The sequence below is a fragment of the Saccharopolyspora pogona genome, from assembly GCF_014697215.1.
GTDB classification, from domain to species: domain Bacteria; phylum Actinomycetota; class Actinomycetes; order Mycobacteriales; family Pseudonocardiaceae; genus Saccharopolyspora; species Saccharopolyspora hattusasensis.
This window is the reverse complement of record NZ_CP031142.1, coordinates 4,765,001-4,791,501: the sequence shown is the minus strand read 5'-3', so window position 1 is coordinate 4,791,501 and position 26,501 is coordinate 4,765,001. Positions and strand designations below refer to the sequence as shown.

Sequence of the window (26,501 nt, the reverse complement as noted above, 5' to 3'; positions counted from 1 at the left end):
GGCGGGATTCCGGTTCTCGGCCGTTCTACGGTCGAGATCATGCTCGGCCAAGGTCGCTCGACGCCTGCGGAGCCCGCGCAGTGGCATGTGCGGGTGCTCGACGCACGGTCGGATGTCTTGCTGGGCACGGGGTTCCTGCTGCACGGCGAGTACGTCCTGACCTGCGCGCACGTGATCGGCGATCGGTCCGAGGTGCGGTTGGACTTCCCGCTCGGAGCCGGAGATCAGGTCCGCGCCGAGCGAACCGGGTTCGACGGGGACGAGGCCGAGGCGGGACGCGACATCGCGTTGCTACGGCTGGCCGAGCCTCAGCACAGCTCCTGGTCGGCGCCGCTGGTCGAACGCGCCGAGCTGCAGCGCCGCACGAGCGTCTGGTGCTACGGGCACTCCGCGCGGCACCCCAACGGGAGGTGGGTGGAGCTGGCGGTCGCCGGCCGGGCGGGCGGCGGGCTCGTGCAGCTGTTCACCGAGCCGACCGCCCGCAACGTCGAGGTGGGCTTCAGCGGAGCCGCGGTGCTCGACGGCCGCGACGAGGCGGTCCTCGGCATGGTGGTGCTGAAGTCCGACGACGGCCACCCGCAGGGCTTGGCGTGGATGATCCCGATGCGCACGATCCTCGACCAGCTCCCGGATTTCCGGGCCGCGGTCGTCGAGGATCCGCCTCGGCGCGGCACTGCCCGGCGGTTGGACCAGTTCGATTCGCGGATCCACGACCTGGCGCACGTCGAGTGCAGCGTGGTCGGGCTGCGCCGCGGCATCTACCGGGGAACGTCGAGCTTCACCGGCTCGCAGGGGGTTTCCAACTCGCTGCGCGTCAAGTTGGCGGGTTTCCGCCGGAAGGCGGAGGAATCCCCGGACGACGTGTCGCACCGGGAACTGGACGGGTTCGATCGCGACCTGACCGCGGCGCGCGACCTCGCCGACGCCGAACGCACCAGGTTGGAGGAGGCCGGCGCGCGCTCGGAGCAGCCCGAAGAGGTCGGCGCGCGGTGCCGCCGCCCGGACTGCCCCGGCGATCCCGGCCGCATCGACGAGACCGGCTTCTGCGAGGCCTGCTTCCGCCGCCCGCAGGCCGAGCCGCCCACGCGCGATGGTGCAGCGGTGTGGAAGTGCGCGGGGTTCGTGGAGTTGCCGAAGCTGGCGTTCCCCGCGTCGGACCGCCGGGTCGACCCGGATTCGCCCACGCCCCAGCTGGAGAAGGACACCTGGGTCGGCCGCGGGCGGTACCAGGTGCTGCGTTACCTGGCGAAGGGCGGCTACGGCGAGATCTACGTGGCGCACGACAACAACCTCAAGCGCGACGTGGCGCTCAAGGCGTTGAGCGACCGGGACGACGACCACGGCGCGGGACTGCGTTCGGAGGCCTGGTACCTGACCCGCCTCGAACACCGGAACTTGGTGCGGGCGCACGACTTCTTCCAGTATCCGGAGGTTTCGACCGGCACCGGGCCGGTCGACTACATCGCGATGGACTACGTCCCGGGCGTGCCGCTGAGCGAGCTGGCGATCCTGCCGCGGGACAGGCATGATCCGCCGCTCGTCGCGGAAATCCTCGCCTACGGCTGCGAAATCCTCGACGTCGTCGAGTTCCTGCACCAGAGCGGGCTCCGCTACACCGACATGAAGCCGGAGAACGTGATCCGCAGCGGCGACCGCATCGTGCTGGTGGACCTGGGCGGCGTGTGGGACGGCCGACGGCGCGATCGCCGACCGGCGCTCACCCGGGGTTTCTACCCGGGACCGGGTTCCGGCGGGTTCCGGCCGTCGGTTGCCACGGACCTGTACGGGGTCGCCAGGACGCTGGTCGTGCTGCTCGACGAGGTCACCGACGAGGATCGCGAAGCGGTGCGCGACAGCACGGATCCGGTGCAGTACGTCCTCGACCGCGCCCTGGACCCGGCTTCCGCGCGGCGGTTCACATCGGCGGCGGAGATGGCCGATCAGCTCAGGGGCGTGCTGCGGCAGATGATGGCGCTCAGCGGTTTCGCGCAAAGCCACGAGCCGTCCCGGCACTTCGAGCCGGTGACGAGCGACCTGGACGGCGGGCTCGGTGTCGTGCCGCCGCTGGAGCACTGGCTCGACGACCGCGCGGAGCTCACCGTGCTCGGCCGCCCCACGCCACAGAAGGTCGTGAAGGAACTCCCCGCGCCGGTGGTAGACCCCCACGACCCGCAGGCGGCCTACCTGCGCCGGGTCACGGCCAGCGACTTCCGCCGCCTGACCAGCGAATTGACGGGCTCGGTGGAGAGCCTGCTGAAGGCGTGCCGGGTCGCGCTAGCCGAGCACGGCGGGCCCGATGTCGCAGGAGCGAAAGCCTGCTTGGCCGCAGCCCGGAAGCAGCGGTGCCGCGACGAGGAGGCGGGGGAGCAGAGCCCCGGACCCGCATGGCGGCTGGACTGGCACGCCGGCCTGGTGGCGCTGGCGTCGCAGGACTTCGACGCCGCGTGGCAGCACTTCCACGCGGTGCACACCATCTTGCCGGGCGAGTCGATCCCGACCGTCGCACTTGGCCTGTGCGCGGAGTACCGCGGGGACCTCAAGCAGGCCCGGCGCTGCTACGGCGCGGTATGGCAGCGCGACAAGGCACCCGCGGGCGCGGCGTTCGGGCTGGCTCGCCTGCTTCTCCGCGAAGGTGAGCGGAAGGAAGCGGCCGATGTGCTTGATGCCGTGCCACGCGTGTCCCGCCAGTACGACGCGGCGCAGCTCGCGGCCATCCGCGCGTACCTGATCAAGCTGGGCAAATCCGACTGGCCGACCGCCGAAAACGTCCGGACGGCAGCGCTGCGGGTGACCGAATTGCTGCGGGACGACGAAGAGCACCGCCGGTACGACGCCGAAGCGCACGTCCGGTTGAAGGCCTGGGTGCAGCTGGCCGCGCTGGCGCTCTACGAGCGGTCCTCGACGAAGGTCCACTTCGCGGAGCCGCACGAACTGGCGATGTTCGGCAATCCGCCGACGAAGCGCAAGCTCCGCAGGGAACTGGAGCTTTCCTTCGCGGAGCTCGTCAGGCAGGCCCGAAACCCCGCCGCGCACCGGGCTCTGCTGGACCGCAAGAACAAGATCCGTCCGGTGAGCTGGTGGTGATGTGATGACAGAACAACCCGATCTGGTGTTGCGGCACAACCCGTTCCTCCTCCCCGGCGAACGGCGGCTGACCACGCGCGTGGTCGTGCGCGTCGCGAGCACCGGGGAGGAGCTGCGGATTCGGATCCGCCTGCGGCTGGCCAGCGCGGTTCGCGCCGTACTCCGGCTCGATCCGCCCGGCGGCTCGACCGACGAAGTCATCCGGACCGACCGCGGCGCCGAGGTGCCGCTGAGCGCGGACTGGTCCGGAACCTGCGAGTACGCGGTCGGATTCGACCTCCGCGACGGGCCGCGCGGTGAGGACCTCCAGGTCGCGGTGGTCGATCTGGTGCGCGGCGAGCCCGACGCCCCGCGGCGGACCGGCCAGGTCCGAGCGGTGAAGGCGCACTGGACCACCTTCTCCGGTGGCACGGGCGTCGGCCGCAGCGAGCGCGATCTCGCCGACGCGATCTGGGCCGGGTGCGCGGCTTACGAGTTCGGCGACCTCGAAGGCGCCGGCCTCTTCTGGGAGGAGGCGAGCAGGCGGGCGCGTCGCACGGGGGACGACGACAGCTCGCAGCGGCTGACCCGGTTGGTCGCGGCGGGCCGACTCCGGCCGGACGACGTCATCGACGCGGGACGTCCCGCGCATGCCGGCCAGGACCGTGCGGGCTAGCGGGATCGCATCGGGCTTGCGGTGGGCCGCGACCTGGTCCACCGCGGGTGCGCGGTGGGTCGGGGCCCGCAGCAGGGCCGCGCTGTCCTGGATCAGGACGACGCGCGGGACGCTGTGGACACTCCTGTTCTGCTCAGTGGTGCTGACTTTCGTGTCCGCGGGCCCGTCGCTGACGTACTTCCACGGCGCGCACGACGTCTCCACCGAACTCCGCGCACACGTCGGCCCGATGATCGTCGACGTGCAGGTGGCCAGGAACGCGCTGATCTCCGCGAACGAGGCGGCGGTGGCCGCGTTCGACACCGATGGCGGGTCGCTGACCGGGCCCGGCCAGGCGTACTACAACCAGATGGCCATCGCCAGCCAGAGCCTGGCGCACGCCGCCGAGGTCAACGCCGTCGGCCCGCAGGGAACCGAGGCGTTGCAGACCATCGAGAGCCTGCTGGCGTCCTATTCGGACTCGGTCAGCCAGGCGGGCGCGTACTTCCACGCCGAGGACCACCTGATGGGCACCGTCGCGCTATGGAACGCCTGGCGGCAACTGCACGATCCGCTCGGCGGCATCGTCGAAAGGCTCAGCGAGCTCCGGGAACTGCAGGCGGGCGAGCTGGCGAAGCAGGTGGGCGCGGGCGAGGTCACCGCCGACGAGACCGCCACCTGGCTGGCGTGGCAGGCGGTGGTGTGCGCGTTCCTGCTGGCCGGGCACGGCTACCTCGTCTGGCGCTTCCGCCGCCTGCTCAGCGGAGTGCTGCTCGCCGCGATCGCCGTGGTAGCGCTGAACATCTCCACCACGGACGCCGTCGACGAGATGGATGCGGACATCGCGAGCTTCGGCACGACCCTGCAGAAAGTGCTGGCGGAACCCGACGGCGAGATGACCGCCCAGCAGACCCTCGCCGCGCTGGCGGACAAGCACTGCCGCACCGCGGCCAGGGAGTGCGGCCCGACGATGCCTGACCGGTTGTCCCAGGCGGCGACCGGTGTCGAGGGCCGGGCCACGGACCAGACCGTGAACGTGCGGCTGGCGGCGACTGCATCCGGTGCGTGGCTGGAAACCGGGATCCCGTGGTCCAGCGCGTTGATCGCCGGGCTCGTCGTCATCGGGTTCTGGCCGCGCCTCGACGAATACTCATACGGGAAGCGATGATGCGCACCTACCGCTGGTTGTTCGCGACGATCCTGGCGCTGCTCGCCCCGGCCTGCGCCGCACCCGAGGCCCCACCGCCGGTGCAGGAGCGCATCACGGTGCTGGCGTCGTGGACCGGTCGGGAAAGAGCCCAGTTCGACGCGATGACGAAGGAGTTCGAGCGGGCGCACGGCTTCCGGTTCCGAGTGGACTACCAGGGAACCCGGGCGCTCGAACAGGTCCTGCTCGCCGACGTGCAGAAGGGCGCGCCACCGGACATCGCCATCGTGCCGAGCCCGGCAGAGCTGCAGCGCTACGCCGACGCTCCGCTGAACCAGCCCCGGCTGGTGGAGCTGCCGGAGGCCTACGACAACGAGAGCCCACAGCCCTACTCGAGGTTCTGGGAGTGGGTGCAGCGGCTTGGAAAACCCGAGCAGCGGTTCGCGGTCGTCGCCAAGGCGGACCTGAAGAGCATCGTCTGGTACCAGCGCGACGGCGCACCGATCCGCCCGCCCGAGTCCTGGGACGACATGCTCGCGCTGGCACGTGCTTCCGGCGGCTGGTGCCTCGGCATGGGCGCGCCGCCGTTGTCGGGCTGGCCGGGCACCGACTGGATCGAGGACATCCTGCTCGAGAAGTACGGCCCGGCCGACTACGCGGAGTTCGCCCAGGGCCGCATGCACTGGACCGACGAGAGGGTGAAGAGCGCCTGGCAGGCGTGGGGAGAGGTGCTGGCCGGGTCCCGAGCGGGCGCCCCGGCCGCGCTACTGACGGACTTCGGCGACGCGGGGCGGGGCATGTTCGAGCGGCCGCAGCGGTGCTCCCTCGACCACGGGGCGTCGTTCCTGAAGACCGAGTACCAGGCGCAGACCCGGCCGGACGGATCGAGCCTGGTCGCGGGCGAGGACTTCGACTACTTCCGGGTTCCGCCGGAGGGTCGGCCGTCCATCGTCTCGGCGGATCTCGCCGTGATGTTCAAGGGCACGGACGGGGCGAAGGCGTTCATGCAGTTCCTGGCTTCCACCGAAGGCCAGAGCATCCTGGCGGGGGACCGCGGGAGCAGCGTGTACTCGATCAACAAGAACTTCCGGGACAGCGGCCTCTACGCGGGGCGTCCCGGTGGCGTCGTGGACCAGCGCATAGCCCGGGAGATCAGCGAGGCCGACCGGCTGTGCTTCGACGCCTCGGACCTGATGCCGGCGACGATGCGCAGCGCCTTCTACCGGGCCGTCCTGGAGTACGTGCGGGAGCCCGCGCGGCTCGACGAGATCCTGAAGCGGCTGGAGGCCGTCCGCGCCCAGCTCGCGGGCCCGCCGCCGACCGAAGCGTGGGCGAGCTTCGCCTGCGTCGCTCCCTGACCGGGTGCGCGACCGGAAGCCGCGCACCCCGCCGTCACCTCATTGGAAGGAGTGCTCCGCGGCCGGGAAGGTGTTGCCGCGGACCTCGTCCGCGAAGCGGCTGGCCGCATCGGCCAGGACGCCGCCGACGTTGGCGTAGCGCTTCACGAACTTCGCCGTGCGACCGGTGTTCATGCCCGCCATGTCGGTCCAGACCAGCACCTGGGCGTCGCAGTCCGGCCCCGCCCCGATGCCGACAGTCGGGATCCGCAGCTCTCCGGTCACCCGCTTCGCCGCCTCCGCCGACACCATTTCCAGCACCACCGAGAACGCGCCCGCCTCCTGGACCGCGAGCGCGTCCGCCAGCAGTTCGTCGGCCTTGTCGCCGCGGCCCTGCACCCGGTAGCCGCCGAGGCCATGCTCGCTCTGCGGCGTGAAGCCGATATGGGCCATCACCGGGATGCCCGCCGACACCAGCGCCTCGATCTGCGGTGCGTAGCGGCGGCCTCCTTCGAGCTTGACGGCGTGCGCGCGGCCTTCCTTCATGAACCGCGTCGCGGTGGCCAGCGCCTGCTCCGGCGACGCCTGGTAGGAGCCGAACGGCAGGTCGGCCACGACCAGCGCCCGCTCGGCGGACCGGGTCACGGCGCGGACCAGCGGCAGCAGTTCGTCCACGGTCACCGGCAGCGACGACTCGTAGCCGTAGACGTTGTTGGCGGCCGAGTCGCCGACCAGCAGCACCGGGATTCCGGCCTGGTCGAAGATCCGCGCGGTGTACATGTCGTACGAGGTGAGCATCGGCCAGGGCTCGCCGCGCTCCTTCAGCTGCTGGAGGTGGTGGATGCGGACTCGCCGCTTGGCCGGCGTGGAGCCGTACGGCGCGGCCGTCTCGCCCTGATTTTGCGCAGCAGTCATCGTTGACCGTCCTATTCCTCGAAGCCCGCATCGCGGGTCCCCGGGTCGTAACGGATGGTTGCGCAGGAAAGCGTCGCACGCGCTCAACTTCGCCGACACACTCCGAGGGCCAACGTCACAGTTCCGGGTCAGCCGATCCAGGGCTCGGCGATGCGCGCGTAGGTGCCGTCGTGCAGCGCGAGGTTCAGCCACTGGTTCACGTACTGCTGGAACACCACGTCGCCCTTGGGCAGCAGGTACGCCTTCTCGCTGAAGGTGAACGGCTGCTCCGGGTGCACCGAGCACAACTCGGGGTGCTGCCTGGCCTGCCACTTGGTTTCGGCGGCGTCGGTCATCATCAGGTCGGCCTTGCCGTCGAGGATCTGCTGGAAGATCGTGTTGTTGTCCGGGTGCTCGACGACGGTGGCCTGCTTGAGGTTCTGCTTGGCGAACTGCTCGTTGGTGCCGCCGGGGTTGACGATGGCGCGGACGCCGGGCTGGTCGATCTGCTGCAACGTCTGGAACCGCGCCGCGTTCTCGCAGCGGGTGATCGGGGTCTTGCCGTCGACCACGTAGGCGGTGCTGAAGAACGCCTGCTTCGCGCGCTCCAGGGTGATCGACACGCCTCCGACGGCGATGTCGCAGTTCGCGTTGAAGTCGTTGACCAGCGTCTTCCAGGTGGTGGGCACGATCGTCGCCTTGACGCCGAGCTTGCCGGCGAGGTCGTGCGCCATGTCGATGTCGATCCCGCTCCAGGCGCCCGCCGCGTCCCGGTAGCTGAACGGCCGGTAGTCCCCGGTGCTGCAAACCCGCAGCTCACCGCGCTGAACGACGTCGTCCACCCGGCTTGCCGCGGCCTTCGGCGGCTCGCCCGGTGCCGCGGCGCACGCCGCACTCAGCGCGACGACGCCCGCCGCGACCAACCCGAAGCCGAACTTCTTCCACTGCATGGCCCCTGCCTTTCGATCTTCGCGGAACATGCATATCCGCTCGGACCCGGGAAGGCCAGAGCGATGAGGCCGCGGTTGGTCGAGTACTTCGGAACCCGGCGCCTGAGTCTCGACCTCCGGCAATAACGGAAAGAACAACGATGCAACCAAACGGCCTCCCGGGCGTCTAATGACTGGGAGCGCGTGGGAGCGCGGGAGGGGGGCAACTGGGGGTGCCCCCCTCCCACCAGCCGGGCGCCTCGGGCCTCGCCGCATCCGAACAGGCGCAGCTCACCTGCCGAGCCCACGCAGGAACCGCGCCCAAGCGGCGCTGCCGAAGCGGAGGATCGGCCCACCGGGATCCTTCGAGTCCCGGATCTCGATGCTTCCGCCGGATAAGCGACACTCGACGCAGCTGTTGTTGTTCGGGCCGCTGTGGCTGCTCTTGAACCAGCGGGCCTCGGCACAGGTGTTGTTGTTCCCTCCGCTGTAGCTGCTCTTGAACCAGCCGTTCTTGGCGTCGTCAGTCTTCATGCCCCAGCTCCTCTGCTCGTTGAGCGATGAACGACCGCGACTGCTCAGGCCCGAGCGCTACCGCCCGGAGCTGGTCGAAGGCGCGCATGCACTCCCCAATGTCCTTCTCGTCGACGACGTAGACACCGCCACCGATGAAGGTTGGCTGATGCACGAGGTCCGGGGCAAGGCCGCCGAATCGGACGATCTCAATCGATCCGCCGAGAAGAGGATGGTCCACAATGGAAAGCGGGGCTACCTGGATCACGACGTGCGGGTGCCGCTCGATCAGATCCAGCAGGTGCAGGAGCTGTCCGTGCAGAACCTTCCAGCGGCCGATTGGGCGTCGCAGAGCTGCCTCGCCGATCACGAACCACATCTGCGGAGGGTTCTCGCGGTTGATGAGTTCCTGGCGGTCGAGCCGAAACTGCACTCTCGCTTCGATGTCCTCGGCGCTTGACCCCAGCACGGCGGAACGTCCGACGCGCATCATGGCTCGGATGTAGTCCTCGGTCTGGAGCAGGCCGGGGATCAGTTCGCTGTCCGAGTAGTAGATCTCCGTCGCATCCTGCTCGTGGTCGCTCAGCCTGCGGAATGCGCCCGGGAAGGCGTCTGAGTACATGCGGCGCGGCTGACGCTGGCGCGCGATCTGTGCGAGGTGGGTGATCTGTGCTCGGCTTTCCTTTGGTGCGCCGTAGAAATCGAGTAGGGCTTCGATCTCCAGCACCTTGAAAGCGCGCTCGCCGCGCTCAACTCGGCTGATCTGGCTCACGTCGCACTCGATCGCGGCAGCGGCGTCCTTCTGCTGTCTTCCCGCCGCTTCCCGAAGTCTCCGGAGCTCTGCGCCGAGTTGACGGCGTTCAAGAGTCGCACGTGGTTTGCCCATGTCGAAGATCAGCCTTTCGAGGACATGTGGCTCGGTCAAATGTCAGTTAGTCTCAGAGTGTTCCAGGACACACCTCCGTTTGTGAAGCGACGGAAGTTTATCCAGTGGGTAGGGGAGTGGTGACAGTGCGTTTCGGATATGTGCTTGAGGCCGTGCAACCGGGGGCGGAAGCCGACATCGAGGTCGCCAGGAAGGTCGTCGATCCGGAGCAGCAGGACCCCGAGGAACTTCGCCAGGAGTTGCGGCCGTGGGCGGAAGCCGAGCTCGCGCGCCTGAAGCGCGAGTTCGGGCTCTACACGGCGGAATACGGCACCTGGAACGACGGCCAATCCGCCTACTACCTGCGCATGCTCTACATCGTCTGGGGAGGCGAAGACGTCATCTCGGTGCACGTCGACGACAGCCCGGTGAACTACGCGGGCGTCCGCGTCCTCGCCAACCAGGCCGAAGCGTTCCGGGCGCTGCGAGCGAGCGAGGGTCAGAAGACTAGCTCCTCGGACACTTCCCAGAGTTCCTTGGCGTGTGCCTCGTCGTAGGACTCCGCTGAGCTCCGCCGCCTCTTGTGGCCCGCGAAGTACGCGCCGCTGACCTCTGCCAGTTCCGGGCTGGTGACCAGCCACGCCAGCGCGGCCGCGGACCATGATCGCCGCCGCGACCGAACATATTAGAACCGACCTCCGGCAGCCAGGGATTCCCAGTCCCCGCCAACGCCATCCGGCCCCGGCGTTGGCACCGCGTTCGCTAGCGGGGTGCGCGAGCAGCTCGGTGCGGTGTTGGCGATTTCGCGCGAAATTGGGCTCTTCTGCTGCTTCCGTGGGTGTCAGGTTCGTCGTGGGTGGGTGGCCGTCGAGGCGGCGAAGCCTCGTGGACGGCGCAATTTCGCGAGAAATTGGCGTTCACCCGGGTGACGGTCAATTTCTCGCGAAATCGCCATCCACCCGACGCTCACGAGCGCCATCGCCCGATAGGCAGGGCGCAGTAATTCGACGGCGGACTCGCCCTGGATCTTTACCGGCAGCGGGTCGAGCTCGTCGAGCAGCGCGTCCGGTGCGGTCGGCTCCGGGGCGGGGATGGCCGACGCCGCCGGGGATTCCGGGGCGGTCCAGAAGGTTTCCAGGCATTCCGGCAGCGGCGCGGCGTCGTCGGCTGCCTCCGCCGCCGGGGCCGATAGGCTGCCGCGCAACGCCCGCAACCGGTCCAGCAGCTCCTCGCGCTGCCGGCCGCGCCAGGCGAGGATCTGGAACGGGTCCTCGTCGAACGACTCGGCCAGCAGATAGCAGGCCGCCGCCAGGTGTTTGCACGCTGACGTCGAGGTCCTTGACGAGGTGAAGGGGCGCAGCTCACCTGTAGAGCCCGCGCAGGAATCGCGCCCAAGCAGCGCGAACTTTGGCGCGGTGCACGGCATGCTATTTAATGGAAGACATTTGAGGTAAGGCTGGAGGATAATTGAGTCGGTATAGGCAAAGCCCCCGGGTGAACGCCGGGGGCTTGTAGCATCGATCCCTAGCTCCGTAGCGAAGAGTCCTTGATCGAGATTCGGGGGTAGACCTTTACATCAAGCGCGCCAGACAACTCCTCGGACTCGAACTCCGCAACAAGGTGCGTTTCTTGGTTTTCCGCCCGGATTCTCAGGGCGGTTGCACACTCGCGTACGAAGTACCAGAGAACATCATCTGCTTGACGCCAGACGAACTGAACGGACCGCTGGATAGCGTCGTAGCTCAGTTCAAGCGTGCCGTTTTCAGACTCGATCTGAGTGCGCTGAATCCAAGGTTCGTCCAGGACTTCAGGAGCTTCCCCGAACTGGTCAAGGAAATCCTGTTCCTTGGGGATGCTCATCGTGCCGGTCATTTCTTCCCCCTCTTCGGGATCATCGTAGTCAACCGTAGCCCTTGGTCCGTCACGTGCCAAGTTGTTTCGAGCTGAAGGAACCCACCAGAGCCAGCGAGCAGAGAGTCACGAACCTGGTAGGTGCCCCACTCGTTTGAGAACGTCCGCTTGATGTTGTCGTTCGTGCGTACCGCATCCTCAAGGTGACGCTTGAGCGTGTCACTTCGGGCGTGTCGAATATGCGGATCTTGCTCAGTTCATCAATGTTCTGGTTCGATCTGTTTTCGTTGTGATCGTTGGACTTTACTTTGCCGAAGAAGTATTTGAACTTGTTTGGGTCGATCTCTGCTCTGTTGTCTGGCTTGTCCCTGCTGGCCACTAGTCCTTGTGCGGTGCCCGGACTCTCTCCGCCACCTACAATCTCGGCCCGGTAGGCGACGATCCGGTTCTTTACCTCGGCACAGAGTTGGGAGGCTCGTTCTATCTCCGTGGTGGAGTGCTGCCAGCTCTCGAAACCTCTGCTACTTCAGGGTCGTTGCTTTCTGCGGCCCTGGCGTAAAGTGCATGGGTCGCTTCCTCCATCAAGGTCTGCGCTGCTTGGAGTGCTTGTACCCGGATCCACCGGTGTTGTGGTGAAAGTTTGTGCAGGCGGGGGTCGTGTCGTGGTGGGGCAGATGCCCTCTGGCCTGGGATGATTGTTCTTGCAAGAGAGACAATCGGTTCCTGGATGAGAGGGCATCTGCTGGATGCAAGCATCGCATAGTGTCGGCGCGGTGTCGGTGAGGTTCGATGATCCGAATCTCGTGTCGTGTGCGGGATTGGTGCCGGTGTTGCGGCTGGCCGAGCAGGTCGGGGTGGCTGATCTGGCTGAGCAGACGGTGAAATTGTCGCCGGATGTGGGGTCGGCGGGGGCGAATCCGGGTGTGAAGGTGTCCTCGATCGTGGCGGGGATGGCCTGTGGTGCGGACTCGTTCGAGGATCTGGGTGTGATCCGCCACGGTGGCATGTCGCGGTTGTTCGACGGGATCCGGGCGCCGTCGACGCTGGGCACGTTTCTGCGTGGGTTCACCTATGGGCATGTGGCGCAGCTGGAGAAGCTGGGCCGGATCGTGCTGGAACGCCTGGCCGGGCGGTGCGGGTTGTTGCCGGGGGCCGATGAGCTGGTGTTCGTCGATATCGACTCGAAGATCAAAGAGGTCTACGGGGCGGGGAAGCAGGGCTCGGCGTATGGGTATACGAAGGTGCGGGGCCTGAACTATCTGATGGCCACGATCTCCACCCCCGGTACGGCGCCGGTGGTGGCGGCGACCCGGATGCGGGGTGGTAACGCCAATTCCGCCCGCGGCGCGGCGTCACTGATCACCTCGGCGATCAAGACGGCCCGGGCGTGTGGTGCGACGGGGACGATCGTGGTGCGGGGTGATTCGGCGTTTTTCACCGGCCCGGTCATCGCCGCGATCCGCAAAGCCGGGGCGTATTTCTCGGTCACCGCCAAACACACCGCGACTGTGAAGGCCGCGATCGCCGGGATCGACGAGAACACATGGCAGACCGTGCGTTTCAACCGGCCGGTCTTCGACGACCGCGCCAAGCAGTGGATCTATGAGGGCGAGATCGCCGAAACGACACTGGAGGCGTTCACCAACGTCACCCAGAATCCCGGCCGTGCGGTCACCGCCCGGCTGATCGTGCGCCGCACCCGGATCACCACCACCGATGCCACCGGCGAGTTGTTCCCGGTCTGGCTTTATCACGCGATCTTCACCGACTCCCCGCACGAGCTGCTCACCGCCGAGGCCGAGCACCGCGGCCGCGCCGGGACGATCGAGCAAGTCTTCGCCGACCTCAACGACTCCGCCGCGGCCCACCTGCCCTCCGGGCAGCTCGCCGCCAACGGCGCCTGGCTGTCCCTGGCCGCGCTGACCCACAACCTGATGCGTGCCGCAGGCAGTCTCGCGTCGCAGTTCCACGCCAAAGCCCGCACCACCACCCTGCGGCGGCACCTCATCACGATCCCGGCCCGTATCGCCCGCTCCGCCCGCCGCATCGTGCTGCACCTCCCGGCCGACTGGCACTGGAAACAGGCCTTCACCAGCCTGTTCACCGCAACCCACCCCCCGCCAGCCGGGGCCTGCCCCTGACCACACCCGCCTACGGGCGCCGACCGGAGACCACAGTGGATAAGCCGGACCACCAGGCCGGCGGACTCCGCACACCCACCACCAGCATTATCGATCAACACCCCCAAGACCTTGATCAACAACCCACGCCAAAACCAACTCGGTGGATCCGGGTTGTATCGGTAGAAGTTCAGAGGCTCTGTCTAATCCGTTGGCTACTTCTTCAACGCTCATACGCGCCCTTACAGTCGGCTGGCATACCCTTCTGCCCCGGGTTGCGTGTAAAACCGGTAACCGCGTACGCGAAATCGCGATCCACCCGACGCTCACGAGCGCGCCATCGCCCGATAGGCAGGGCGCAGGAACTCGACGGCGGACTCGCCCTGGATCTTCACCGGCAGCGGTTCGAGCTCGTCGAGCAGGGCGTCCGGCGCGGTCGGCTCCGGGGCGGGGATGGCCGGCGCCGCCGGGGATTCCGGAGCGGTCCAGAAGGCTTCCAGGCATTCCGGCAACGGCGCGGCGTCGTCGGCTGCCTCCGCCGCCGGGGCCGATACGCTGCCGCGCATCGCCCGCAACCGGTCCAGCAGCTCCTCGCGTCCCCGGCCGCGCCAGGCGAGGATCTGGAACGGGTCCTCGTCGAACGACTCGGCCAGCAGGTAGCAGGCCGCCGCCAGGTGCTTGCACGGGATTTCCCAGTCCGGGCAGGAACAATCCATCGTCAGTTCCCGCATCGTCGTCGGGAACAGCTGCAACCCGAGCTCGTCGAAAACCCGCTCGATGTCCGTCGGCATCTCCCCGGCCAGCAGCTTCGCCGCGTACAGCGCCTGCCCGGCCAGCGCCCGCTCGATCCGCTCCCACTCGGCCGCGGGGAACGCCTTGATCGCGATCCGCGCCCGGTACGGCTGCGGCCGCGAACCCTGCACCAGCGCGATCGCCATGCTGGTCGACAGCGTCAGGCTGAGCACCTGCCCGGCTCGCGCGTAGCGCTTGCCGCGCTGCAGCCGGCCGCCCATGCCGAACGACTCCAGCACCTCGATGAACCGCCGCGACCACCAGGTCTGCGCGATCTCGCCGCGCTTGCTGCGCGCCTTGATGCCGCCCTCGACCCGGATCGGCTTCGCGGACGGCGGGAATCCGCGCCACTCATTCACCGATGGCCTCCGCTTCCAGGGAGACCAGGTCCCGCAGCTCGCGGGTGGACAGCTCGGTCAGCCAGTTCTCGCCGGAGCCGACCACCAGCTGCGCCAACGCCTTCTTGTCCTCGATCATCCGGTCGATCTTCTCCTCCAGGGTGCCGATGCAGGTCAGCTTGCGGACCTGCACGTCCCGGCGCTGGCCGATGCGGAACGCCCGGTCGGTGGCCTGGTCCTCGACCGCCGGGTTCCACCACCGGTCCAGGTGGATGACGTGGTTGGCGGCGGTGAGCGTCAGCCCGGTGCCGCCGGCCTTCAGCGACAGCAGGAAGATCGACGGCCCGTCCTCGGACTGGAACCGCCGGACCATCTCGTCGCGGGCCTTCTTCGTCGCGCCGCCGTGCAGGAACAGCACCTCGGTGTCGAACCGCGCCGACAGGTGCGGCACCAGCATCCCGCCGAACCCGGCGAACTGCGTGAAGCACAGCGCCTTGTCGCCCTCGGCCAGTACCGATTCGACGATTTCCTCCAGCCGCAGCAACTTCCCGGACCGGCCGGGCAGCGGGGAACCGTCGCCGAGGAGCTGCGCCGGGTGGTTGCACACCTGCTTCAGCTTGGACATCGTCGCCAGCACCAGCCCGCGGCGCTCCATGCCTTCGCTGTTGTCGATGCGCGCCAGCATGTCGTCGACCACCGCCTGGTACAGCGAAGCCTGCTCGGCGGTGAGGTTGCACAGCTGCTTCATCTCGATCTTGTCCGGCAGATCGTTGATGATCGCCGGATCGGTCTTCACCCGGCGCAGCACGAAAGGACCGGTGATGCGCCGCAACCGGGCCGCCGCGTCGGTGTCGCCGTCGCGTTCCACCGGCACCGCGAACCGCGCGCGGAACGTGCTCAGCGAGCCCAGCACACCGGGATTCGCGAAGTCCATTATGGACCAGAGCTCGGCGAGCCGGTTCTCCACCGGTGTGCCGGTCAGCGCGATCCGCTGCCGGGCCGGCAGACCGCGCACCGCCTTCGCCTGGCGGGAGGCGCTGTTCTTGATGTTCTGCGCCTCGTCGAGCACCACGCGGTCCCAGCGGATCTCCCGCAGCACGGCGGAATCCCTCGCGGCCAGCGGATAGGTCGTGATGACCAGGTCGTGCCCGCCGACCTCTTCCATGAGGTCCTCGCCGGTGAGCCGACCGCCGCCGTGGTGGACGTGCACCTTCAGCGCCGGCGCGAACCGGGCCGCCTCCCGTTGCCAGTTGCCGACGACCGACATCGGGCAGATCAGCAGCGTCGGGGCGCGTGAACCGCGCGATCGGGCCAGCGCCTCCAACGCCAGCAGCTGCACGGTCTTGCCCAGTCCCATGTCGTCGGCGAGGCATGCGCCCAGCCCCAGCCGGTCCAGGAACGCCAGCCAGGCCAGGCCGCGGCGCTGGTACGGGCGCAGCGTCGCGGTGAATCCCTCCGGCGGATCCACCGGCTCCAGGTACTGTTCGGCCTGCCCGGAGAGCAGATCCCCGAGCCACCCGTGCCCGCTGACCTCGACTACCGGCAGCGGCCGGTCGCCGTCCTCGGGGTGCACCCCAGCCTGGAGCAGCACTTCGCCGGCGGTCATCTGCCCGGTCCCAGAGCGTTCCAAATAGGCCAGTCCGGCGGCCAGCCGCTTGCGGTCGACCTGGACCCACTTGCCGCGCAGCCGAACCAGCGGAACCTTCGCGGTGGCAAGCTCCGCCAGCTCGGACTCGGTCAGCCGCTCGTTGCCGAGCGCGAGGTCCCAGCGGTAGTCGACCACGGCGTCCATGCCGAGCCCGGACTTCTTGGCCACCGTGCCCGCGGTGCCGGAACTGGTGGCGGTCAGCTTCAACCCGAGCTGCTGGGTGCGACCCCACCAGGAGGGCAGCAGCACCCCGAACCCGGCCTGGTCCAGCAGCGCCGCATGGGTGAGGAATTCGTACGCGCCGTCGGCGTCCAGGAACAACTCCGAGGGATGCGGTACGAGCAGCGCCGCATCGAGCGCCCGGAAGACCCGGCCCGCCTTCCCGAGGTCGGCGAGCAGCAACTCCTGCGGTTGCGCGACCCAGCGCTGCAGTACCCGGCTCTCCTCCCGCCACACCTCGTTCGCGGACACCAGAACGCTCGGGTCGTCCACGGCCTGCAGCATGAACTCCAGCCGCCAGTCCGCGTCGTCGCCCTCCGGTTCGTGCAACCGGAAGCAGGTGCGAACGGGGCTCTCACCTGCGCCGCTGGCGCGCCAGGCGTCCAACTGCCCGGCCAGCTTCCGCACCTTCTCGGGATCGCTGTCGAACCGCGGCTCGTGGGCCAGCGCGTTCAGCCACGCCGCGGCCGCGGTCCGGCCGCCGGGCATCTCGACGTCTGCGACCCGGGCGCGGGCGATGCCGTCGATCAGCGCGTCCAGCGCCGCGCGCAGGACCTCGGCGGGCGGGTCGCCGCGCTCGCAGCGGAAGGCCGGCGGCATGGATTCGCGCAGCGCCACGAACCGAGCCGAATCAGTGCCGGACAACGACGGCCGCCAGCGCGCCGCCGGCCGGTCCGCCTCGAAGACCAGCGCGGGCAGCACCCGTCCCTGCGACACCACCTGCTCGGCGAATCCGGCGACGCTGCGCAGGAAATGCGCGGATGCGCCCAACCGACATCCGGGCGCGCCTTCATCGAGCAGGGAGATCACGGCCGCGGGGCTGCACGACACGGCAGGCACCAGCCATTCGCGCAGCCGAAGCTTGCCGCGTGGCGCAGGCCCCGCGGTCAGCGGATCCCGCACCAGTTCGGGCGATGCGACGGGAGCGGAGGCGTAGGAGGGCAGCTGGAGGCGTACGGAGTCGGCCTTCAGTTGCTCACCCGGCAGGGCGTCCCGAAGAGCCTCACCCGGCACCGCGAAGGGGTGCGCCACCGGACCGCGCGGAGCACGCCCGGCCACTCGAGCCGGGAGCTCGGAATCCTCCGCCCACAGCACCAGACGTCCGTCTACAGTGCACAATCCGTGCACGGCCCACACGGCCGAACCTCCTTCCGCTGCCAAGGGCCCGTGAGTGCTTTTCGGTGCTATGGCACCCAGAACCGCTCACGGGACCCCTGGCTGCTTGTGGCCGTGCGTCTTTTGGGCAGCTATGACAACCCAAAGGACTCACGACCCCGTGACCGACTTCCCCACCGCGCGGTCACCTCACGGCGCGATCTCGCGCCACCGGTTGGTCAGCGGCAGCCGCCGGTCCCGGCCGAACGCCTTGAACGTTATCTTGGTGCCCGGCGGGTACTGTCGGCGCTTGTACTCGGCGCGGTCCACCAGCTGCAGCACCCGCTCGACCAGCTCGGCGTCGAACCCGTCCGCGATCAGGTCCGCGTAACCGCGGTCGCCCTCCACGTAGCCGTCCAGCACCACATCCAGGACGTCGTACTCCGGCAGCGAATCCTGGTCCACCTGGTCCGGCCGCAGCTCCGCCGACGGCGCCTTGGTGATCGAGTTCTCCGGGATCGGCGGCACCTCGCCGTGCTTCTCCGCATCGGCGTTGCGCCACTTCGCCAGCTTCCACACCAGCGTCTTCGGCACGTCCTTGATCGGCGCGAACGCGCCCACCGCGTCGCCGTAGATCGTCGAGTACCCCACCGCCAGCTCGGTCTTGTTCCCGGTGGCCAGCACCAGGTGCCCGCGCTGGTTCGACAACGCCATCAGCAGCACGCCCCGGGCACGCGCCTGCACGTTCTCCTCGGCCAGCCCGGTCAGCTCCAGCTGCCGAACGTACACGTCGACCATGTCCGCGATCGGGTGAACCTCGAAGTGGCAACCGATCCGCCGCGCCAGCTCGGCGGCGTCCGACCGCGAGTGCTCCGACGAGTAGTTCGACGGCATCGACACGCCGTGCACCGCGTCCGCGCCGAGCGCGTCTGCGGCCAGCGCGGCACACACCGCGGAGTCGATGCCGCCCGAGAAGCCGAAGGTCACCGACCGGAACCCGTTCTTGTGCACGTAGTCGCGCAGCCCGGTGACCAGCGCCGACCACACTTCGGCCACGTCGTCCAGCGGCTCCGCCGGCGGCAGCGCGGACACCGGCTCGTAGCGCGGCAACGGCTCCGGCTGCAGCACGATCCGCTGCACGTCGAAGGCGGGCAGCCGCATCGGGCCCGGCTCGGCGGGCACCGTAGTCGAGGTGTGGCCACCAGCGGGCAGGTCCATGTCCAGCACCACCAGGTGCTCGGTGAACTGCGGCGCCCGCGCGAGGATCTCGCCGTCCGGCGTGGCGACCATGGAGTCGCCGTCGAAAACCAGCTCGTCCTGCGCGCCGACCAGGTTCACGTAAGCCATCGGCGCACCGGCCTCGGCGGCCCGCCGGATGACCAGCGGGGTGCGCACGTCGTCCTTCGCGCGCTCGTACGGCGAACCGTTGATGCACACCACGAGGTCGACGCCGACCTCGCCCAACGCCGCCACCGGGCCGCCGTTCTGCCAGATGTCCTCGCAGATGACCACCCCGACGTCCAAGCCGTGCAACCGCACGATCGGCAGGTCGAAGCCGGGCGCGAAGTAGCGCGCCTCGTCGAACACGCCGTAGTTCGGCAGGTGGTGCTTGTGGTAGGTCGTGACGACATCGCCGCCGTAGATCAGCGACGCGGAGTTGCGCGGGCCCTCGTCGTCACGGCCCAGGTGACCGACCACGACCAGCGCGTCGCCGCAGCCGTTGTCCTGCAAGCGCCGCGCCAGCGCTTCCAGCCCGGCGAGGTTCGCGGCGGCGAACGACTTGCGCAGCGCGAGGTCCTCGACCGGATAGCCGGAGAGCACCATCTCCGGGAAGGCCACGAGGTGAGCACCGTCCTGCACGGCCCGGCGGGTCCAGTCCAGGATCATCGAACTGTTGCCGGCGATGTCGCCGACGCATGCGTTGACCTGTGCGAGTGCGATGCGCAGCTGGGGCATGCACCTATCTTCGCGCACACCACAGGCGCACGTCGTCCTGCCCGGCGTGAGCCGCGCCTCTCCACTCATGTCACGATTCGTGAGTGACCCGTCTACTGACCGTGCTGTCCTTGGTGGCCCTGCTGGGCGCGGCCGCGTGCAGCGCGCCGACGCGAGAGGCGGCGCCGCTGCAGCCGCACATCGAGCACACGGGCCCGGCCGGGCCGGTTCCAGCAGGTCTGGAGCGGTACTACGGGCAAGCGCTGTCCTGGGGGCCGTGCGGACCGTACGGGACGACCGACAGCGATCGCGACACCTACCAGAAGCGCGGCCTGGAGTGCGCGCGGCTGGAAGTCCCGATGGACTACGCCGCCCCCCAGGGGCAGACGATCACCCTCGGGCTGCTCCGCAAACCGGTGACCGACCCGGGACAGCGGATCGGTTCGCTGGTGGTGAACCCGGGCGGCCCGGGCGCATCCGGCATGGGCACGGCCGCGAGCCTCGCCTCGTCGGTCTCGGACAGCGAGCTGGGCCAGCGGTTCGACCTTGTCGGCTTCGACCCGCGCGGGGTCGGCGCCTCCGAACCGGCCGTTCACTGCCTGACCGGCCCGGAACGCGACGCCGACCGGCTGGACTCCGACGCGGATACCTCGCCCGCCGGGGTCGTCAGGACTGAGGCGGAAGAGCGCGACTACGTGGCGAAGTGCGTGGAGCGCACCGGCACCAAGATGCTGGCCAACGTCGGCACCCGCGACGTCGCCAAGGACATGGACGTGCTGCGTTCGGCGCTCGGCGACGAGAAGCTGAACTACCTCGGCTACTCCTACGGCACCTTGGTCGGCGCGGAGTACGCGGAGACCTTCCCCACCAACGTGCGGACCATGGTGCTCGACGGCGCGATCGACCCCGGGCAGTCCACGGTCGACCAGTTGGTCGCCCAGGGCGCCGGTTTCCAGCGCGCCTTCAACGACTTCGCGGCCTGGTGCGCCAAGCGCCAGCGGTGCGCACTGGGCACCGACCCTTCGCACGCGGTCGTCGCGTTCCAACAGCTCACTCGCCCGTTGGTGGACCACCCGGTCCCGGCGGGCGGCGGCCGCGAACTGTCGTACAAGGACGCCTCCATTGCAGCGATCCAGGCGCTGTACGCGCCCAGCCTCTGGGAGAACCTGGACAGCGGGCTGGCCGAGCTCCGGCAGGGCAGTGGCCGCACGCTGCTGGCCCTCGCCGACAACTACTACAGCCGCGACGGCGGCGGCCGGTACAGCAACACCAGCGACGCGTTCGACGCCGTGCACTGCGTCGACGACCAGCGAGTCGAGGACCCGAACATCGTCCGCGAGGCGGACCGCCGCTACCGCGAGGCGGCGCCGTTCCTGGACAGCGGGCACCCGCCGAGCGCCGCGCGGGACAAGTGCGCGTTCTGGCCGGTCCCGGTCACCGGCGAGACCACCGAGCCGGAGGTGGGCGCGCTGCCGCCGACCCTGGTCATCTCCACCACCGGCGACCCCGCCACGCCCTACCAGGCCGGGGTGCGGCTCGCGCAGGCCCTGCACGGCCGCCTGCTGACCTTCGAGGGCACCCAGCACACGGTCTTCCTGCAGGGCGTCTCCTGCGTGGACGAGGCGACCACGAAGTACCTGGTGGACCTGACGCTCCCGCCCGAAGGCAAGCGCTGCACCGCGAGCTGAACACCACGTAGTGCCGGGTTCATGGACCAGTTACGCAATTGGTCGCTGGAACTCTTAGGCTGCGTGCATGAACCGCCAGCAGGAGTTCGTGCTCCGCACCTTGGAGGAACGTGACATCCGCTTCGTGCGGCTGTGGTTCACCGACGTCCTCGGCATGCTCAAGTCGGTGGCGATCTCGCCCGCCGAACTCGAAGGCGCCTTCGCCGAAGGCATCGGGTTCGACGGCTCGGCCATCGAGGGCTTCGCCCGGGTCTACGAATCGGACATGGTCGCCAAGCCGGACCCCGGCACCTTCCAGGTGCTGCCCTGGGAGACCCCGGACGGCGAGCACTACTCGGCGCGGATGCTCTGCGACATCCACATGCCCGACGGCTCGCCCTGTTGGGCAGACCCGCGGCACGTGCTGCGCCGCACCCTGGCCCGCGCCACCGAGTCCGGCTTCACCTGCTACGTGCACCCCGAGATCGAGTTCTTCCTGCTGAAGAACCTGCCGGACGACGGCAGCGAACCGGTGCCCGCCGACTCCGGGGGCTACTTCGACCAGGCCAGCCACGACGCGGCGCCGCACTTCCGGCGCAACGCCATCGAGACCCTGGAGGCGATGGGGATCTCGGTGGAGTTCAGCCACCACGAGGGCGCGCCCGGCCAGCAGGAGATCGACCTGCGCTACGCCGACGCGCTGACCATGGCCGACAACGTGATGACATTCCGGTATGTGGTCAAGGAGGTCGCGATCACGCAGGGCGTGCGCGCCTCGTTCATGCCGAAGCCGTTCAGCGCGCAGCCCGGCTCGGGCATGCACACCCACTTCAGCCTGTTCGAGGGCGACCAGAACGCCTTCTACCACCCGGAGAGCCCATTCGAGCTGTCCGACATCGGCCGGGCGTTCGTGGCCGGGATCCTGCACCACGCCCGCGAGATCAGCGCCGTGACGAACCAGTGGGTGAACTCCTACAAGCGGCTGGTCGTCGGCGGCGAGGCCCCGACCGCGGTCTGCTGGGGCCATGCCAACCGGTCCGCGCTGGTCCGGGTGCCGATGTACTCGCCGGGCAAGGCCTCGTCCCGCCGAGTCGAGGTCCGAAACCTCGACTCGGCCTGCAACCCGTACCTGGCGTATGCGGTGATCCTCGCGGCCGGGCTGCGCGGTGTGCAGAAGGGCTACGAGCTGCCGCCGGCCACCGAGGACGACGTGTGGGGCCTGACGGAGCGGGAGCGGAAGGCGGCCGGCTACGCCAACCTGCCGCAGAACCTCAACGAGGCGCTGTCCGAGATGGAGTCCTCCGAGCTGGTCGCGGAAACCCTCGGCGAGCACGTGTTCGACTTCTTCCTGCGCAACAAGCGCGAGGAGTGGAACGCCTACCGGAGCCACGTCACCCCGTACGAGCTCCGCACCCTCATGCCGATGCTCTGAGCCCCGGGCGTTCGGCCTGGTCAGGGCCCGTGAGCACGTTGGGGCGCCGCAGCACCTCACCGTGCTCACGGGCGTTGACGTGCGAAAACACCCGCCCAGTCCGCATCGATCGGGGTCGGTGCCGAAGGCACCACGTCCCGGTCCGTGCACTCATGGGGTTGGGCGTGTTGCTGTGGTGCGTGGAGCGATAGGTTTCGCCCGTGACTGATTCGCAGGCGCAGCCCGAACCCGTGGCAGCCGGGAGTTCCGACGGCGAGGTCGCCGCAGAATTCCCCCTGCAGTCCGGCGTGCTGGAGCAATCGGCCGAGCTGTTCGGCGAGCCGGAGTGGACGGCGGAAACCTCGGAAGACCTCGGTGCCCGCACCCTGCTCGGCTGCACGCTCGCGTGCCGCGATCAGCTCCCGGCCGCCCGGGTCTTACGCGAAACGTTCCGCCGCCACCACCCGAACGCGCAGTTCGCGCTGCTGGTGGTCGACCTGCCCGGCGCGGCCCGTTCGGAGCCGGACGGCCTGACGTTCGCCGACATCGGGCTCGACGAGCAGGAGTACGCCCGGCTGGCGATGGGCTGCACCGCGGAGCAGTTGCGCAACGTGCTGCGCCCGAGGTTCCTGCATCACCTGCTGAAGTCCGGCCCGACGGTGCTGTACTTCGAACCGGCTGTGCAGATCTTCGGCCGCTTCGACGACCTCGTCGCGAACCTGACCCACGAGCGCCCGGTCGCCCTGGTGCCGCGGGTGCTGCGCCCGCTGGCCGTGGATGGCTTGCGCCCGAGCCCCTCCGACCTCGCCGAATCGGGCACCTTCGACGCCAGCGCGTTCGCCGTCCGCCCGGGCGCCGAGCAGCTCCTAGCCACGTGGGTGGAGCAGCTGCGCGCCGACCCCGGCGCGGCGACGCCGGTGCTGGACGGGGCACCCGCGCTGGTCGATCACCAGGTGATCCGCGACCCCGGTGTGGGCCTGTCGGTTTGGAACGCGGCCCAGCGCGAGCTGGTGGTGGCGGGCGACGGTCGGCACACGGTGGACGGCGCCGCGCTGCGCAGCGTCCATTTCGGCGGCTTCCAGCCGCAGCGGCCCTGGCTTCTGTCCACGGACTACGCCGACCGGCCGCGGATACTGCTCTCCGAGAACCCGGCGCTCGCCGGGCTGTGCGCGGGCTACCGGAACGCGCTGGTCAGAGCCGGATACACCCGCGAACAGCCGCACCCGTTCGACGTCCTGCCCGACGGCGTCGTGCTGCCCGCGACGCTGCGACGCGAGTACCTCGACGCCTGGCTCGCGGACGGGGAACCACCGCCGAGCCCCTTCGAACCGGACGGCTCGCTGGCGCAGTTCCGGGAGTGGTCGTGCGCCCCGGCCGACGACAGGCAACGCGCGGCCGGCGGCTCCCGCTGGACCGCGGCCGTGTGGGCGGACGACCCGATCCTGCAGCGCGACTACCCGGACCCGTTCGGCAGCAATGCCGAGGCCTTCCACGAGTGGTGCGTCGGCGTCGGTGTGGCCAGCGGCCGAGTCCCGGCCGAGGCGGTGCACCGCAGGATCGACAACCGCGCGGCCCTTGTCGATCAGCTCGGTGTCGCGGTGCTCGGCGACGGGCAACTCGCAGAGCTGATGCGCACCGCAGTGGGAATGTCCGGGCTGCCCTCGGCCGACACCGCGTACTACCCGGTCGTCCTGCGCTGCGAACCCGGCCTGCCGGTGCCCGCAGGCAGGTACGTGATCGACGTCCACACCGGCGCTTCCGACGCCGTCGACGTGGCGGAGACCTGGGTGTTTTCGGAGAGCGGCCGCGCTGCAGCCCGCCGGAGCGGTACGAAGACACGGGTCGTCGCACTGCCCGCGCCGGAGCGCAGCCGGGTCGATTTGCCGACCAGGAAGGGCGCACGGGCCAGGTTCGGGCTGTCCGACGAGTTCGTGTTCGGGACGTTCGTGGACCACGCGGCCGAGCGCGGGGACAACGCGCTCGGCGTGGTCAACGCGTTCCTGACGGCATTCCCGGAACGCGATGAGGTGCGCCTGCTCGTCGGCGTCGTCGGTGCGGTCGAGCACCCGGAGGCCGCCGAGCGCCTGCGCTTGGCGACCGCGACGGATCACCGCATCCTGCTGGTCGAAGAGGACCTCGACATCAATCCGCTGCTGTCCGCATCGGACAGCTTCGTGTCGCTGCACCGTGGCGAAGCCGGTGATGGCCCCGTCCTGCGGCTGCTCGAAGTGGCGGCGCACGGAGTGCCGGTGATCGCGGGGGAGCACGGCGCGGTTGTCGAGTTCTTCGGTGACGAAGCGGCACGCCTCGTGCCCTGCACGGGGCCTGGAGAACCGGATATCGACTCGGCCGCAGAACTCCTGCGGGCCGCTGCCGACGACCCGGAAGGCACGGCGGCTTTCGGCGCAGCAGCAAGGGAGAACCTGCTTGCGGTGCACACCGTCGCGCGGGCGGGCGGGCGCCTGCGCGAGCGCGTCGAGCAGGCCTACCGGAACTGGCGCACGAAGTGGTCGCGGGACAGCCACGGCCAGTTCGACGACCCGCTGCGCCCGCTGCTGGTGGCGCGCCACGCGTTGCACCGGACACCGGAGGTGGGGGCGAGCAGCCGGAACTCGATGGCCCCGGCGCTGCGCAGGGCCGTCCTCAAAGCGCTGAGCCACTACGACGAGCACATCCGCGACGTGATGCGCTCGCTGGTCGACGGCGTCGAGCAGACCGCCTCCGAACTGCTCCGCCGCCAGTACGAGGCGGACGGCGAAGGCGACCTGGAGGCGATGCGGGCGGAAATCGTTCAGCTGCTCCGCCGCCAGGACCAGCTCGGTGCCCAGCTGCTGGGCACCGACGACGGCATGGTGCGAGCCCGGGCGGACCTGGCCGAACAGCACCGCAGGCTCCTGAAGCTCGAAGACGGCGCGGTCGGCGATCAACGGGTGGACGCCCTGGCGGAACGCCTGGACAGCCTGACCGGCGCTGTCGAGCGAATCCTCGACCGAATGGACTCCCTGGAGCAAAGCCGCGGTGTCGAGGCGGGCCTGCGCGCAGCGTCGCTCGATGCCGCGAACGCCTTGCAGCGCACCGACGTCCTGCAACGCATCCTGCTGAGGGAGCACGAGCGCAACACCGGTGGTGGGGACGGCATGACGACGCCGGTGCTCTGCGACGCCGGACTGCTGCGACTGCCGGCGGACGACAGCTTCATGCTGCCGTGGCTGTCGTCGCACCCCAGCTGGGACGTCGACGTGTCGACGCTGATCGACTCCTTGCTAGAACCTGACGGCATCTTCATGGATGTGGGTGCCTACGTGGGCTACCAGACCGTGCGGGTCATGAACAGGCTGGGCAACAGCGGTGCGGTCGTCGCGATCGAACCGTGCCCGCGAAGCGGCGGACTGCTCAAGCACAACGTGGAAGTCAACGTGCCCGCTGCATGGGGAAATCGGCTCGTGGTGGTGGACGGCGCGGCGTGGGACGAGTCCTGCCAACTAGCAGCCGAATCGTCGCTCGCAGGTGGGCTGTCGGTCAGCCCTGCCGATGGCGAGAAAGCGCCGTCCGTGCGCGGAGTCCGGCTCGACCGCGAGCTGGAGAACCACGACGCGCTGCAAAGCCTCAAGCTCTCGGTCGTGCACGTGGACGTGGGCGGGCGTGTGCACCGGGTGCTCGGTGGCCTGGTCCGGCTCCTGCGCCGCGACCGTCCTTCGATCGTGTGCTCTTTCACACCGGATGCGATCCGCCAGCTGGGTGACGATCCGGCGGCGGCGCTGAGGGAGTTCGGCACGTGGGGTTACGACCTGGTCCCGGTCGGCCGAACCCATGCGGTCACCGCCTCTGACCTGCTGGAAGCGATCGACGCGGCGGGTTCGGCGAGCACCGTGAAGCTCTGGCTGCGGCCGAAGCAGAAGTGACCCAAGATCCTCCGAAGGAGCGACGTCAAGAGTTTGACCAGGCGATTTGACTTTCACGTAGGGTGTGCGTAACTTTCCGTTCGCCGCATGAAAGACCGGACGGAACAGGACGCAAGAACC

Annotated in this window: 18 protein-coding genes; 9 read left to right on the top strand and 9 right to left on the bottom strand. The window is 69.1% G+C overall.

Annotated elements, in window-relative coordinates; genetic code table 11:
* Window positions 1-39 precede the first annotated feature (39 nt).
* Genes DL519_RS21875 through DL519_RS21860 form a run of 4 tightly spaced genes read left to right on the top strand, consistent with a single transcriptional unit; the run spans window position 40 to window position 6,223 of the window.
* The gene (locus DL519_RS21875) at window positions 40-3,084 is read left to right on the top strand and encodes a tetratricopeptide repeat protein (protein ID WP_190817554.1); all 3,045 of its coding nucleotides are present in this window, start codon (window positions 40-42) and stop codon (window positions 3,082-3,084) included.
* Window positions 3,085-3,088: 4 nt separating this feature from the next.
* The gene (locus tag DL519_RS21870; protein WP_190817552.1) at window positions 3,089-3,739 is read left to right on the top strand and encodes a hypothetical protein; all 651 of its coding nucleotides are present in this window, start codon (window positions 3,089-3,091) and stop codon (window positions 3,737-3,739) included.
* Window positions 3,714-4,886 carry a hypothetical protein gene (locus tag DL519_RS21865; protein WP_190817550.1) on the top strand — a complete coding sequence of 391 codons (1,173 nt, stop codon included), beginning with the start codon at window positions 3,714-3,716 and terminating at the stop codon, window positions 4,884-4,886. The genes DL519_RS21870 and DL519_RS21865 overlap by 26 nt, the downstream gene beginning before the upstream one ends.
* Window positions 4,883-6,223, top strand: a complete 1,341-nt coding sequence (locus tag DL519_RS21860) for an ABC transporter substrate-binding protein (RefSeq protein WP_190817548.1) — start codon at window positions 4,883-4,885, stop codon at window positions 6,221-6,223. Before DL519_RS21865 ends, DL519_RS21860 begins: the two co-directional genes overlap by 4 nt.
* Before the next feature lie 39 nt (window positions 6,224-6,262).
* Here the strand turns inward: DL519_RS21860 and panB are convergent, their stop codons facing one another.
* The 4 genes from panB to DL519_RS21840 form a co-directional block, all read right to left on the bottom strand.
* Window positions 6,263-7,117: a 3-methyl-2-oxobutanoate hydroxymethyltransferase gene (gene panB, locus DL519_RS21855; protein ID WP_190817546.1), complete on the bottom strand. Its 855-nt coding sequence runs from the start codon at window positions 7,115-7,117 to the stop codon at window positions 6,263-6,265.
* A gap of 128 nt (window positions 7,118-7,245) precedes the next feature.
* Window positions 7,246-8,046 carry a transporter substrate-binding domain-containing protein gene (locus DL519_RS21850; protein ID WP_317891385.1) on the bottom strand — a complete coding sequence of 267 codons (801 nt, stop codon included), beginning with the start codon at window positions 8,044-8,046 and terminating at the stop codon, window positions 7,246-7,248.
* Between the two features lie 270 nt (window positions 8,047-8,316).
* Complete coding sequence (locus DL519_RS21845) at window positions 8,317-8,559, bottom strand: DUF397 domain-containing protein (RefSeq protein ID WP_190817543.1); 243 nt, start codon at window positions 8,557-8,559, stop codon at window positions 8,317-8,319.
* Window positions 8,549-9,424 (bottom strand): helix-turn-helix domain-containing protein, encoded by an 876-nt coding sequence (locus DL519_RS21840; RefSeq protein ID WP_190817542.1) that lies wholly within the window; start codon window positions 9,422-9,424, stop codon window positions 8,549-8,551. Before DL519_RS21840 ends, DL519_RS21845 begins: the two co-directional genes overlap by 11 nt.
* Before the next feature lie 119 nt (window positions 9,425-9,543).
* Here DL519_RS21840 and DL519_RS21835 point away from each other — a divergent pair, with 119 nt between their 5' ends.
* Complete coding sequence (locus DL519_RS21835) at window positions 9,544-9,960, top strand: hypothetical protein (protein WP_190817541.1); 417 nt, start codon at window positions 9,544-9,546, stop codon at window positions 9,958-9,960.
* A gap of 284 nt (window positions 9,961-10,244) precedes the next feature.
* Here DL519_RS21835 and DL519_RS21830 read toward each other — a convergent pair whose 3' ends face one another.
* Window positions 10,245-10,829 carry a hypothetical protein gene (locus DL519_RS21830; protein WP_190824632.1) on the bottom strand — a complete coding sequence of 195 codons (585 nt, stop codon included), beginning with the start codon at window positions 10,827-10,829 and terminating at the stop codon, window positions 10,245-10,247.
* Window positions 10,830-10,927: 98 nt separating this feature from the next.
* The gene (locus DL519_RS21825) at window positions 10,928-11,275 is read right to left on the bottom strand and encodes a hypothetical protein (RefSeq protein WP_190817540.1); all 348 of its coding nucleotides are present in this window, start codon (window positions 11,273-11,275) and stop codon (window positions 10,928-10,930) included.
* Window positions 11,276-12,000: 725 nt separating this feature from the next.
* Between DL519_RS21825 and DL519_RS21820 the strand changes: the two genes are divergently transcribed.
* The gene (locus DL519_RS21820; RefSeq protein WP_190814282.1) at window positions 12,001-13,395 is read left to right on the top strand and encodes an IS1380 family transposase; all 1,395 of its coding nucleotides are present in this window, start codon (window positions 12,001-12,003) and stop codon (window positions 13,393-13,395) included.
* A 305-nt stretch (window positions 13,396-13,700) separates the two neighbouring features.
* Here the strand turns inward: DL519_RS21820 and DL519_RS21815 are convergent, their stop codons facing one another.
* The 3 genes from DL519_RS21815 to DL519_RS21805 form a co-directional block, all read right to left on the bottom strand.
* Window positions 13,701-14,525, bottom strand: coding sequence for an SWIM zinc finger family protein (locus tag DL519_RS21815; RefSeq protein ID WP_190817539.1), 825 nt, complete (start codon window positions 14,523-14,525; stop codon window positions 13,701-13,703).
* Window positions 14,518-17,508, bottom strand: a complete 2,991-nt coding sequence (locus DL519_RS21810; RefSeq protein WP_190817538.1) for a DEAD/DEAH box helicase — start codon at window positions 17,506-17,508, stop codon at window positions 14,518-14,520. Before DL519_RS21810 ends, DL519_RS21815 begins: the two co-directional genes overlap by 8 nt.
* Window positions 17,509-17,676: 168 nt before the next feature.
* Complete coding sequence (locus tag DL519_RS21805; protein ID WP_190817537.1) at window positions 17,677-19,422, bottom strand: NAD+ synthase; 1,746 nt, start codon at window positions 19,420-19,422, stop codon at window positions 17,677-17,679.
* A gap of 83 nt (window positions 19,423-19,505) precedes the next feature.
* Here DL519_RS21805 and DL519_RS21800 point away from each other — a divergent pair, with 83 nt between their 5' ends.
* The 3 genes from DL519_RS21800 (at window position 19,506) to DL519_RS21790 (ending at window position 26,381) form a co-directional block, all read left to right on the top strand.
* Window positions 19,506-21,089: an alpha/beta hydrolase gene (locus DL519_RS21800; protein ID WP_190817535.1), complete on the top strand. Its 1,584-nt coding sequence runs from the start codon at window positions 19,506-19,508 to the stop codon at window positions 21,087-21,089.
* 67 nt (window positions 21,090-21,156) lie between these two features.
* Window positions 21,157-22,500 carry a type I glutamate--ammonia ligase gene (gene glnA, locus DL519_RS21795; protein WP_190817533.1) on the top strand — a complete coding sequence of 448 codons (1,344 nt, stop codon included), beginning with the start codon at window positions 21,157-21,159 and terminating at the stop codon, window positions 22,498-22,500.
* 200 nt (window positions 22,501-22,700) lie between these two features.
* The gene (locus tag DL519_RS21790) at window positions 22,701-26,381 is read left to right on the top strand and encodes an FkbM family methyltransferase (RefSeq protein ID WP_190817531.1); all 3,681 of its coding nucleotides are present in this window, start codon (window positions 22,701-22,703) and stop codon (window positions 26,379-26,381) included.
* The last annotated feature ends 120 nt before the right edge of the window (window positions 26,382-26,501 follow it).